Below are 11245 nucleotides of genomic sequence, written 5' to 3'. Positions count from 1 at the left end.
GGGGTCGGACAAGGGCGCCGACCCGAGCAGCGGGGCACGGTGGATGTAACAAGCGACATCCACCCTACGGTCGACACGAGCGGCAGGCCCTGCGCGCCGCGGCGCCGGAAATCTCTCACCATGCCTGCCGCTTGACGCTGGCTCAGCTCGACAAGGCGTCGATCAGGGCCTGGCTGAACGCCGGAATATCATCGGGCTTGCGGCTGCTGATCAGATGGCCATCGACCACCACCTGCTCATCGACCCACTCGGCACCGGCATTCTTCAGGTCGTCGGTGAGCGAGGGCCAGCTGGTCATGCGCTTGCCCTTGACCAGATCGGCCGAGGCCAGCAGCCAGCCGCCGTGGCAGATCACGGCAATGGTCTTGTTTGCCCGCGCGGCATCACGCACCAGCTCCTGGGCCATTTCGTCGGTGCGGATGGTGTCGGAATTGACCACGCCGCCGGGCAGCAGCACGGCGTCGTAGTCATCCATGCGGATGCTGTCGAAGGTTTTGTCGACATGGAATTTGCTGGCAGGAGTGGTGTGGTTCCAACCGGTCACTTCGCCGTTCTTGGCGGAGATGATCTCGGCGGTCGCACCGGCTTTCTCCAGCGCCTCCTTGGGCCCGGTCAGTTCGACCTGCTCGAAGCCGTCGGTCACCAGGATTGCCACGCGTTTGCCATCGAGGGGTTGAGCCATGGGCTTGCCTCCGTCTGCGTTATCAAGCCTCGCGGGATGCGAGTCACTTGAAATGGGACCCACATCTCGGCCAAAGTTCGGTTTTTGCTGTATGGCCTTTTGCCTTTTCCGCCTTTTTGCCTGAGCGCACGTTTATGGCCGTTGAACTTTCCGCCGAACAGATTCGCCGAGTGCTGCAAGGCATCAGCGTGCCGCCTCAACCGCAGATCATGGTCGACCTGCAGATGGAGCAGGTCATGCCGTACCCGGATCTGAAGGCGATTGCGCGCTTGATCAGCCAGGATCCCGGCCTGTCCGGTGCCCTGCTCAAGACGGTGAACTCGGCGTTCTTCGGCCTGGCCAATCGCATCGCGTCGATCCAGCAGGCGGTCAATCTGCTGGGCAGCAATTCGGTGATCAACCTGATCAACGCCCAGTCGATCCGTGGCGAGCTGACCGATGCGGCGATCGTCACGCTCAACCGCTTCTGGGATACCGCGCAGGACGTCGCCATGGCCTGTCTGACGGTGGCCAAGCGCATCGGCTATCCATCGCCGGACGAGGCCTACACCCTCGGGCTGTTTCACAACTGCGGGATTCCGCTGATGCTCAAGCGTTTTCCCGGCTACATGGCGGTACTCGAGGAAGCCTACGCCAGCACCTGCGCCGGAACCCGCGTCACCGATATCGAGAACCGCGTCCTGAATACCAACCATGCCGTGGTCGGACTCTTCGTCGCGCGCTCCTGGAAACTGCCGCTGCATCTGTGCGACGTGATCGCCAACCATCACAACGCCCTTGCCTTGTTCAGCGACGAACTCGGCGACGGACAGGCCAAGACATTGCTGGCGATCCTCAAGATGGCCGAACATATCTGCGCCTGCCACCGCCTGCTCGGCGACCAGCCGGAAGACCATGAATGGGCCGTCGTGGCGCAGCTCGTGCTCGAACACGTCGGGCTGTCGGAATACGACTTCGAATGCATGCGTGACAGCATTCGCGAGCTCGGTATCGGCTGACCGAAGCGACAGCAGCCTGTTATGGTCGCCTGAGGCCAATATCGGAAACACCCATGCCCGAACTTCCCGAAGTCGAAACCACCCGCCGCGGCATTGCGCCGCATCTCGTCGGCCTGCGCGTCAGCCGTGTGCTGGTGCGTGACCGGCGCCTGCGCTGGCCGATTCCGGAGGACCTCGACGTGCGCCTGTCCGGGCAGCGCATAGAGGCCGTCGAACGCCGCGCCAAGTACCTGCTGGTGCGCGCCGAGGCGGGTACGCTGATCATCCATCTGGGCATGTCCGGCAGCCTGCGGCTGGTCGATGCGGCGCTCCCGGCCGGCAAGCACGAGCACGTCGATATCCTGCTGGAGTCCGGTCAGGCACTGCGCTACACCGACCCGCGGCGCTTCGGCGCGATGCTCTGGAGCGAGGACCCCCTCAGCCACGTGCTGCTGGCCAGTCTCGGCCCGGAACCGTTGGCCGATGAGTTCGATGGCGATCGGCTGTATCGGCTGTCCCGCGGTCGCAGCATGGCGGTCAAGCCGTTCATCATGGATAACGCGGTGGTGGTGGGGGTCGGCAACATCTACGCCAGCGAGGCGCTGTTCGCCGCCGGTATCGATCCGCGGCGACCGGCCGGCAATATTTCGCGGGCGCGCTACCTGAAGCTGGGCGAGGAAATCCGCCGCATTCTGGCCATGGCCATCGAGCGGGGTGGTACGACACTGCGTGACTTCGTCGGCGGCGATGGCAAGCCGGGTTATTTCCAGCAGGAGCTGTTCGTCTACGGGCGCGGCGGCGAATTCTGCAAGACCTGCGGCACAACGCTGCGCGAGATTCGCCTCGGCCAGCGCGCCAGCGTCTACTGCGGCCGCTGCCAGCGCTGAGCGGCTTTGACTGCGCGGGCGTTGACGGCGTTCACGCCCGCCGGGTAGCGGCCGCTGCTATAGTGCCCGCACAACCAAAAACGCCGCGTTTCGCCCAGCTGAAGGACCACACCATGAATCTGTTCCGCTCTACCGCTGTTGTCTTGGCACTGACCACCGGCCTGCTGGCGATTCCGGCGCAGGCGGAATCGGTTCCGCAGAACGCCAGCGGCGATCCGATGTACACCGTCGAAGCGCCCAAGGCCTACTCCATGGTGGGGGATCTGATCATCGCCCGTCCGCTGCTGATCGCCGCCACCGCCATCGGCGCTGGCGTATTCGTCGTCAGCCTGCCGTTCACCGCTCTTGGCGGCAACGTTGGCGAGGCCGGCGAGGCGCTGGTGGTCGAGCCGGGCAAGGCCGCCTTCGTCCGCTGCCTGGGCTGTACCACCAGCGGCTATGATGCCCGGCGTTGACCGACATCATCCACGCCGCGACTCGCGAGGGCTGAGCCTTCCGGTCGCGGTGCTGCTGCAGTAGGCTTCGCCCTCCCCAGGCCGAGCCGCGAAGCCCCTCCTTGAACAAGCGTTTTCTCAAGATATTCCTGCCCTTTGCCGGCGTGCTGATGCTGTCCTGGACGTTCTGGGCCAGTGATGGCTGGCTCGAGCTCTGCGCCGGACTGGCGCTGTTCCTGTTCGGTATGCAATGCCTCGAAGAGGGGCTGCGCGAAGTTGCCGGCAGCAAGCTCGAACAGCTGCTGGCGCGCAGTACGGCGACGCCGCTCAAGGGCCTGATGTTCGGCATCAGCGGCACCATGTTGCTGCAGTCGAGCACGTTGGTGTCGCTGCTCACCATCGCCTTCATCAGCACCGGACTGATCAAGCTCGCCGGTGGCATCGCCATCCTCTTCGGCGCCAACCTGGGTTCCACGACGGGTATCTGGCTGCTGGCACTGGCCGGGCAGAATGTCAGCCTGAGTCCCTTGGCCTTGCCGTTGCTGGTATTCGGTGTGCTGGCCAGCTTCACCGGTGACAAGGGCAAGGCGGCCGGGCGGATCGTGCTCGGCATCGCTTTCATCTTCCTTGGTATCGACCAGATCAAGAGCGGCTTTTCCAGCTTCGGCGGCCTCGACCTGTCGCACTACCACGCCGGCGGGCTGGGCGGTCAGTTGCTGTTCGTGGCTATCGGCCTGCTCGCCACGGTGGTGCTGCAGTCCAGCCATGCCACGCTGATGCTGACGCTGACGGCGTTGGCCGCCGGCCAGCTGGATCTGGGCCAGGCGCTGGCCACCGCCATCGGGGCGAACGTGGGAACGAGTGTCACCACGGCCTTCGTCGGCTCGCTCGGTGGCAATCGCAACGGCCAGCGCCTGGCCTTGGCACATGTGCTGTTCAACGTCACCACGGCCGTCGTGGCACTCGTGCTGCTGGTGCCGCTGACCTGGCTGGTGCAGTGGCTGGTGACGCCGCTGGGCCTGGGTGACAACCGGCTGATTCAGCTGGCGCTGTTCCATAGCCTGTTCAACGGCATGGGCGTGCTGCTGTTCTGGCCCTGGCAGACACAGCTGGCGAACCTGCTGTTGCGCGTGTTGCCGGAGCGAGTCGAGCCGGCGGTGCTGATCACCGAGCTGGCACCGGCGCGACCGGAGGAGCCGGCCCACGCGCGTTACCTCAGTGATCGCGCACTGGATTCGGCGGACGCGGCGGCCAGCGCGGTAGCGCAGGAGCTGCAGCATCTGGCGCGCCTGAGCCTGGAAGTCATCTGTCATGCGATTTACCTGCCCGTCGGGCTGTTGCGCCAGCAAGGCCAGATCGACGAGGCGGTGCTGCATGCCCGGCCGGAAGCCCGGGCGCTGGATGCCGAGCAGCTGTACCAGCGCCACATCAAGGGGGTGTATTCCGACCTGCTGACGTTCATGGGTCGCCTGGAGTTGCCGCTGGACGAAAGCCACCAGGCCTTCTGGCTGAATTGCCAGGTCGCGGCGCTGCAACTGGTGGATGCGGTCAAGGACGCCAAGCACCTGCAGAAGAATCTCGGCCACTACCTGCGCACCGACGAATCCGCCGCGCGCCAGGCCTACGTCGAGTTGCGCCGGCACCTGCTGGAGTCGTTGCGCGAGATTCGTGCGCTCAACCATTCGGAGTTGCCCGACGAGCGCTGGCGTGAACGCTTGAACTGGCTCGACGAACGCGCCGCGCGGTTCGATGCCGAGTTCCGCAGCCGGCTGTTCGAGTCGATCCGCAACCACACCCTGGACGGTCGCCAGAGCAGTTCGCTGATGAACGACCTGGGCTATGCCAGCCGCATCATCCAGAGCCTGCGCAATGCGCTGCTGATCGGCGAGGGCCATGAGCTGACCCGTCAGCTGCGCCAGCTGGCCGAGGACGACGGTCCGATCATTGTGGCGCTGTGAGCGGCGTCCGCACAGCAGGTACCTTCAGCGCCCGGCCGATGCCGCGCGGATCGCTGGCCGCTTCGACCACGCCGCTCGGCTTGTGCCAGTACAGCACCTGCTGGTTGCCGTAGTCGCGCTCGATCAGCCTGGGCTGATGGCCGCGGGAGCGCAGGGCGTCGAGCTGCGCCGGACTGAAGGCATCGGCCTCGTATTGCAGCACGTCGGGCAGGTACTGGTGGTGGTAGCGCGGTACGGCCGGCCAGGCCGGCACCGGTTCGCCATCCAGATAGGACAGCACCGAGAGCAGCACCATGCTCGGGATGCGGCTGCCGCCGGGCGTGCCGAAGGCGGTGAACTCCTCGGTGCTTTCGATGAAGGTCGGGCTCATGCTCGACAACGGCCGCTTGCCGCCGGCGATGGCGTTGGCGCTGCTGCCTTTCAGGCCATAGGCGTTGCTGCCATCGATGTCGGCGGCGAAGTCGTCCATCTCGTCGTTGAGCAGCACGCCGGTGCCGGGCACGGTAAAGGCGGCACCGAACATCATGTTCAGCGACAGCGTGGCCGCCACCGCATTGCCTTCGGCATCGATCACTGCGAAATGCGTGGTGTGCTCGCCCTCGCGCCAGCGTGGCGCTGGCGGCAGTGCGCTGCTGGGTGTGGCCTGCGCGGGATCGATGGAGGCGGCCAACTGGTCGAGGTACTGGTCTGAGAGCAGTTGTGGCAGCGGTGACGCGACGAAATCCGGGTCGCCCAGCAACCCGCGGTCGCGGTAGGCACGACGCAGCGCCTCGACCACCAGATGACTGCGCTGCAGCGGCCCGGCTGCCGACCACGCCAGGCGCTCGAGAATGCCCAGGCTCTGTGCGAGGATCATGCCGCCGGCCGAGGGTGGCGGCGCGCCGATCAGCTCGCGGCCGTCGGCAAGGGCGAAGCGTAGTGGCTCGCGCTCCACGATGCGGTAGTCGGCCAGATCTTGCAGTGACCAGATACCGCCAGCGGCGCGCACGCCCTGGACCAGCTGCTGCGCCAGCTCGCCGCGGTAGAAACCATCACGGCCCTGGCCGGCCAGGCGCTCCAGGGTCTCGGCAAGTTCCGGCTGGCGCAGCAGATGCCCCTCGGCCGGCAGCTCGCCGCCAGCGAGAAAGAGCCGCGCGCTTTCGGCATCGTCACGCAGCGCGGCGAGGCGCCAGCCGGCACGCTGGCGATAGACGGCATCCACTGCGAAGCCTTCTCGGGCCAGGCTGATCGCCGGTGCCAGGGTGGTCTTCAGCGGCAGGCGCCCGCGTTTTTCCGCGAGCTCGACCAGCGCTGCCGGCGTACCCGGAATCGCCGCGGCAAGCGGACCGTCCAGCGAGAGTTCGCGCCGAACCTCGCCATCGCGCAGATAGAGATCCGGCGTGGCGGCACGTGGCGCTCGCTCGCGGGCATCGAGGAATACGTGGCGCGCCGGGTCGCCCGCCTCGCGCAGCAGGAAGAAACCGCCGCCGCCGAGGCCCGAACCGTATGGCTCGACCACCGCCAGCGCAGCGCTTATCGCGACGCCGGCATCGAAGGCATTGCCGCCGGCTTCGAGAATCTGTCGGCCGACTTCACTGGCCAGGGGATGGGCGGTGGCAACGGCGCCGTTGGCCAGCGGGCTGGCCTGGACGGAGCAGGCCAGTAGCAGAAGGGCGGCGAGGCAACCCTGGAACCCCCTGAACAGGGTCGTCCGACGGGGCTGTCGCCGCGGGATCATCACGCCTTGCCGGTGATGATCAGGTACTTCTGCATCAGTTCGTCCTTGCTTTCGACGTTGCTCTCGTCGAGCGGAATGCAGTCCACCGGGCAGACTTGCTGGCACTGCGGCTCGTCGTAGTGGCCGACGCATTCGGTGCACAGGTTGGGATCGATGACGTAGATTTCCTCGCCCTGGGAAATGGCGCTGTTCGGGCACTCCGGCTCGCAGACATCGCAGTTGATGCAGTCATCGGTGATTTTCAGGGACATCCAGCGAACTCCTGCCGCGGCTAGAACCACGGCACAGCTAATTACGACGGCCAATTGTGCCGCATCGGCCGCCGGCATGCACTCGACGCGTCGCGGCGGGCAACGTCAGCTCTGGCCGAAACGCTCCTTGAGCGCCTGCATCACGGCCGGGTGGACGAATTTCGATACGTCGCCCTTGAGCGAGGCGATTTCCCGCACCAGCGTCGAGGAAATGTAGGAATACTTCTCCGATGGCGTGAGGAACAGGCTTTCCACGTCGGGCGCCAATTGGCGGTTCATGTTGGCCAGCTGGAATTCGTATTCGAAATCGGACACCGCGCGCAGGCCGCGCAGCAGGATATTGGCCTGCTGCTCCTTGACGAAGTGGGCGAGCAGGGTGGAAAAGCCCATGACCTTCACATTCGGCAGGTGTTTGGTGACCTCGCAGGCCAGCGCCACGCGTTGCTCCAGCGGGAACAGCGGGTTCTTCTTGGGGTTGGCCGCCACGGCGATGATGACCTCGTCGAACAGGCGCGAGGCGCGTTCCACCAGATCGGCATGGCCCATGGTGATAGGGTCGAAGGTTCCCGGATACAACACTCGATTCATCGCGGCGTCCTGACGCATGCGTGGGGGGTGGATGGTAGCGGCTCGGTGTCGACAGCGTAAAGCCTGAATGGCCATGCGGCGATCTGTCGTGAATCGCAGGCAATTCAGGCCTTTTGCAAGCGATCAGCCAGGCCTGTGGCAAGTTTCGCGCACAGGGCGTAGATCGACAGCTGCGGGTTGGCGCCGATGCTGGTAGGAAACAGCGAGCCGTCGTGTACCGACAGGTTGTCCAGCTGATGGTGTCGCCCGAGGCTGTCGGTCACCGCTTGGCGCGGGTCTTCGCCCATGGCGCAGCCCCCCATCACGTGGGCGCTGCCGAGTCGGGTGCGGTACAGCGCGAGGTCGAGGCGCTCGATCAGTTGCCGGGCGGCACGCGGCGTGCGCGCGTACCCGGCGTCGGCATGCAGCGGCAGCACCGCGCGGGCGCCAGCGGCGAACTGGATCTCGGCCATGCTGTGGAAGGCGCGGCGGATACCGTTCCAGGCGTAGTCGGTCATGCGGTAGTCGAGCACCGGGCTGCCGTCGTCGCGCAACTCGACGGTGCCCTCGGCGCTGTCCGGATGAAAGCCGTCGCGCTGCAGGGCGATCATCGCATGGGTATGCGGCAACCCGGCCATGCGCTGTGCGTTGTCGGGGCCGAAGCCGCCGAGCAGCGTGGCGGCAAGGGCCGGGTGAATGGGCGGTACTTCGAGCTTGTAGCCCGCTGGCCCGGCAACCCCGTCGCGCCACTGGAAGTGGTCGGAATGGATCGACTGCGGCGCGCCGCTGAAGGCATCGATGCGCTCGTCGAAGCGGGCCGCGGAGAAGTTGGTCAGGTGCAGGAAGGTGCGCTTGCCGACGCGCTGATGCGGGTCCGGGGCTTTCGAACGCAACAGCAACGCCGGCGTGTTGATACCGCCGCCAGCGAGGATGTAGTGCCTGGCGATGACCCGGATGCGCTGCCCGGTCGCTGCCACGCAACGTTCGTCCATGCCCACGCAGTCGAGACCGACGACCCGCTCGCCGCGCAGCTGCAGGCGTTCGGCGCGGGCGAGGTAGAGCAGCTCGCCGCCTTTCTCCAGCATCGCCGGAATGCTGGTGACCAGCATCGACTGCTTGGCGTTGGTCGGGCAGCCCATGCCGCAGTAGCCGAGGTTCCAGCAGTCGCGCACGTTGCGGGGTATCACCGCCCATTGGTAACCGAGGCGTTCGCAGCCGCGCTGCAATACGTCGTTGTTGGGGTTCGGTGGCACGGCCCAGGGGCTGATCCCCAGGCGCCTTTCAATCTGTTCGAACCAGGGTGCCATCGCCTCGACCGAAAGGCCGCTGACACCGTGCTCGCGAGCCCAGTGCTGCAGCGTCGGCGGCGGCGTGCGGAAGCTCGAGGTCCAGTTCACCAGCGTGGTGCCGCCGACCGCGCGGCCCTGCAGGATGGTGATGGCGCCGTCCTTGCTCATGCGCCCGACGGCTTCCTGATAGAGCGAGCGGTAGGCGCGGGCCTCCTGCATGTCAAAGTCGCGGCTGGTGCGCAGCGGCCCTTCCTCGATCAGCAGGACCTTGTAACCCGCGGCGCTGAGGACCTCGGCGCTGGTGGCACCGCCTGCGCCGCTGCCGACGATGGCAATGTCGGCTTCCAGGGTCAGGTCGTGGGCCAGCCGCGAGCCATCGTGGGTGATCCAGCCACGAGCGAGGCCTTCGACGAAGAGATCGGCAACGGGCACGCAGGCCTCCTTGGTCAGATTGTCGGCGGCCCGGGATAGCCGCAATGCGACCACGAGGCGGGGCTGGCGTACCAGGCCATGAGGACCATCTGCAGCAGCGAGGCGTGGCCCTGGCGCAGCAGGGCGAGCGAGCTGTTCTGCCAGCGCAGCAGAAAAGCCCGCAACTGGTCATCGGATGCGGCCTCCCAGCCGCGCCAGATACCCGTCAGCGGGCCGCGGGTCAGTGGCTGGCTGAGCACGTCGAACAGCTGGCGCACCTGGCTTGCCAGCGCCGGCGACAGGTGCTGCAGGCCCAGATCGAGGTTGGCGAGCGTGTCCTGCACGGCTCGCGTCATATCGCCGGGCGGCACCGAGCCTGCCAGCAGCAGCGGCGTCAGGCGCTGCAGCATTGGCAGGTCACTGTCGCGCAGCATGACGAAGCCGCCGGCCGGGCTGTCGCTGGCGGCTCCGATTGCCCGGCTGAGCAAGCTGCCGGTGGCCAGGATCGCGCCGCCGAGCAGTCCGACCTGGAGCAGGCCGCGGCGATTCAGGGACAGATCGTGCATTGCTTCAGCTGCGCATCAGCGGATGAACAGAGCGTAGATCAGCTTCTGCCACCACTTGCCGTAAGGTGGGTAAATCAGCCGGGCGGCATTGAAACGCTGCTTGATGAACACGGCCTTGGCCTTGCTGAAGGTGAGGAAGCCCTCGTGGCCGTGGTAGTGCCCCATGCCGGAGGGGCCGATGCCGCCGAACGGAAGATCGTCCTGGGCGACGTGCAGCAGGGTGTCGTTCAGGCAGACCCCGCCGGAGTGCGTCATCTCCAGCACGCGCTGCTGTTCGCTGCGGACATGGCCGAAGTAATACAGCGCCAGCGGTCTTGGGCGGGCGTTGACGTAGGCCAGCGCCTCGTCCAGTTCGCCGTACGGCACGATGGGCAGCAGCGGGCCGAAGATCTCCTCGTGCATCACCCGCATCTGGTCATTCACCTCCAGCAGCAGGCAATGCGGCATGCGCCGCTGCTGCTCTTCGGCGAACAGCGGCACGATCCGCGCGCCCCTGGCCTGGGCATCGTCGAGGTAGCCCTGCAGTCGAGCCTGTTGGCGCGTATTGATGATCGCGGTGTAGTCGGGATTGTCCGTCAGGCGCGGATAGAAGCGTTGCACCACCTCACGGTAAGCGGCGACGAAACCCTCGATGCGGTCGCGCGGTACCAGCACGTAGTCGGGCGCGACGCAGGTCTGCCCGGCATTCATGCTCTTGCCGAAAGCGATGCGCTCGGCGGCTTCTTCCAGTGGAACGCTGGCCGAGACGATGGCCGGCGACTTGCCACCGAGTTCGAGGGTGACCGGGGTCAGGTTCTCGGCGGCCGCGTGCATCACGTCTCGGCCGACGCTCGTGGCGCCGGTGAACAGCAGGTGATCGAACGGTAGCCGCGCAAAGGCCCGGCCCACCTCGACGCCGCCAAGCACCACCGCCACCTGGTCCTCGGGGAAGATCTGCGCCAGCAGCGCCTTGAGCAGTTGACCGGTGGCCGGCGTCGACTCGCTCATCTTCAGCATCACCCGGTTGCCGGCGGCCAGTGCGTCGACCAGCGGACCGATGGCCAGATAGAGCGGATAGTTCCACGGCACGATGATGCCGACCACGCCCAGCGGCTGATAGATCACCCGTGCGCTGGCCGGCTGGAAGGCCAGGCCGACCTGGCGCCGCGACGGCTTCATCCAGCGGCGCAGACGGCGGCAGGCATAACGGATGCCGTGCAGGCTGGGCATGATTTCGGCCAGTAGTGTCTCGTCTGCCGAGCGCTGGCCGAAATCCGCAGCGATCGCCTCGATCAGCGCCGGCTGGTTGCTGGCAAGCACATCGCGCAGGGCATCCAGCCAACGCAGGCGATCTTCCTCCGACGGCATCGGGGCGGCGAGGAAAGCGCGGCGCTGGCGTGCGAAAACGACCTCCGGGGCGATGAGCGCTTGCGAGGTGTAAAGCATGGAGGCTCCGATGGCGATGCGGCTGAAAGACTTCTAGAGTAATTGCTCTAAAGTGTCAACGGGGCGTGCTGGCAATGCTTT

At 66.2% G+C, this 11245-nt stretch carries 11 protein-coding genes; 4 read left to right on the top strand and 7 right to left on the bottom strand.

The features are described 5' to 3' along the window. Positions 1–142: 142 nt before the first annotated feature. Positions 143–682 (bottom strand): type 1 glutamine amidotransferase domain-containing protein, encoded by a 540-nt coding sequence (locus B597_RS31710; protein WP_003297149.1) that lies wholly within the window; start codon positions 680–682, stop codon positions 143–145. 134 nt (positions 683–816) lie between these two features. On the opposite strand from B597_RS31710, the gene B597_RS31705 reads away from it, so the two are divergent. The 4 genes from B597_RS31705 (at position 817) to B597_RS31690 (ending at position 4938) form a co-directional block, all read left to right on the top strand. Next, entirely contained in the window at positions 817–1680 is an 864-nt protein-coding gene (locus B597_RS31705; RefSeq protein ID WP_003297150.1) for an HDOD domain-containing protein, read from the top strand. A 53-nt stretch (positions 1681–1733) separates the two neighbouring features. Continuing rightward, positions 1734–2546 (top strand): bifunctional DNA-formamidopyrimidine glycosylase/DNA-(apurinic or apyrimidinic site) lyase, encoded by an 813-nt coding sequence (mutM, locus tag B597_RS31700; protein WP_003297152.1) that lies wholly within the window; start codon positions 1734–1736, stop codon positions 2544–2546. A 113-nt stretch (positions 2547–2659) separates the two neighbouring features. Then, complete coding sequence (locus B597_RS31695; protein ID WP_003297153.1) at positions 2660–3001, top strand: hypothetical protein; 342 nt, start codon at positions 2660–2662, stop codon at positions 2999–3001. Positions 3002–3150: 149 nt separating this feature from the next. Then, positions 3151–4938 (top strand): Na/Pi cotransporter family protein, encoded by a 1788-nt coding sequence (locus B597_RS31690; protein ID WP_051519747.1) that lies wholly within the window; start codon positions 3151–3153, stop codon positions 4936–4938. On the opposite strand, the gene ggt is transcribed toward B597_RS31690, so the two are convergent. The 6 genes from ggt to B597_RS31660 form a co-directional block, all read right to left on the bottom strand. Continuing rightward, positions 4922–6655, bottom strand: coding sequence for a gamma-glutamyltransferase (ggt, locus tag B597_RS31685; protein ID WP_003297155.1), 1734 nt, complete (start codon positions 6653–6655; stop codon positions 4922–4924). The two genes, B597_RS31690 and ggt, sit on opposite strands and share 17 nt — an antisense overlap. Continuing rightward, entirely contained in the window at positions 6655–6906 is a 252-nt protein-coding gene (locus B597_RS31680) for a YfhL family 4Fe-4S dicluster ferredoxin (RefSeq protein WP_003297157.1), read from the bottom strand. Before B597_RS31680 ends, ggt begins: the two co-directional genes overlap by 1 nt. A gap of 105 nt (positions 6907–7011) precedes the next feature. Then, entirely contained in the window at positions 7012–7494 is a 483-nt protein-coding gene (gene coaD / locus B597_RS31675; protein ID WP_003297158.1) for a pantetheine-phosphate adenylyltransferase, read from the bottom strand. A 104-nt stretch (positions 7495–7598) separates the two neighbouring features. Then, positions 7599–9194 (bottom strand): GMC family oxidoreductase, encoded by a 1596-nt coding sequence (locus B597_RS31670; RefSeq protein ID WP_003297160.1) that lies wholly within the window; start codon positions 9192–9194, stop codon positions 7599–7601. A gap of 14 nt (positions 9195–9208) precedes the next feature. After that, entirely contained in the window at positions 9209–9739 is a 531-nt protein-coding gene (locus tag B597_RS31665) for a hypothetical protein (RefSeq protein WP_003297162.1), read from the bottom strand. Between the two features lie 15 nt (positions 9740–9754). After that, complete coding sequence (locus tag B597_RS31660) at positions 9755–11164, bottom strand: coniferyl aldehyde dehydrogenase (protein WP_003297164.1); 1410 nt, start codon at positions 11162–11164, stop codon at positions 9755–9757. Between the last annotated feature and the right edge of the window lie 81 nt (positions 11165–11245).

The sequence above is a fragment of the Stutzerimonas stutzeri KOS6 genome (assembly GCF_000307775.2).
Classification (GTDB): domain Bacteria; phylum Pseudomonadota; class Gammaproteobacteria; order Pseudomonadales; family Pseudomonadaceae; genus Stutzerimonas; species Stutzerimonas stutzeri_B.
The sequence above is the reverse complement of the archived record's forward strand: the minus strand, read 5'-3'. Positions and strand labels throughout refer to the sequence as shown.

Excerpts from the sequence above, each read along its gene's own strand:
- ggt (WP_003297155.1), bottom strand. The coding sequence starts at position 6,655 with ATGATCCCGCGGCGACAGCCCCGTCGGACGACCCTGTTCAGGGGGTTC.
- coaD (WP_003297158.1), bottom strand. The coding sequence starts at position 7,494 with ATGAATCGAGTGTTGTATCCGGGAACCTTCGACCCTATCACCATGGGC.
- B597_RS31695 (WP_003297153.1), top strand. The coding sequence starts at position 2,660 with ATGAATCTGTTCCGCTCTACCGCTGTTGTCTTGGCACTGACCACCGGC.
- B597_RS31690 (WP_051519747.1), top strand. The coding sequence starts at position 3,151 with ATGCTGTCCTGGACGTTCTGGGCCAGTGATGGCTGGCTCGAGCTCTGC.
- B597_RS31710 (WP_003297149.1), bottom strand. The coding sequence starts at position 682 with ATGGCTCAACCCCTCGATGGCAAACGCGTGGCAATCCTGGTGACCGAC.
- B597_RS31665 (WP_003297162.1), bottom strand. The coding sequence starts at position 9,739 with ATGCACGATCTGTCCCTGAATCGCCGCGGCCTGCTCCAGGTCGGACTG.
- B597_RS31705 (WP_003297150.1), top strand. The coding sequence starts at position 817 with ATGGCCGTTGAACTTTCCGCCGAACAGATTCGCCGAGTGCTGCAAGGC.
- mutM (WP_003297152.1), top strand. The coding sequence starts at position 1,734 with ATGCCCGAACTTCCCGAAGTCGAAACCACCCGCCGCGGCATTGCGCCG.
- B597_RS31680 (WP_003297157.1), bottom strand. The coding sequence starts at position 6,906 with ATGTCCCTGAAAATCACCGATGACTGCATCAACTGCGATGTCTGCGAG.
- B597_RS31660 (WP_003297164.1), bottom strand. The coding sequence starts at position 11,164 with ATGCTTTACACCTCGCAAGCGCTCATCGCCCCGGAGGTCGTTTTCGCA.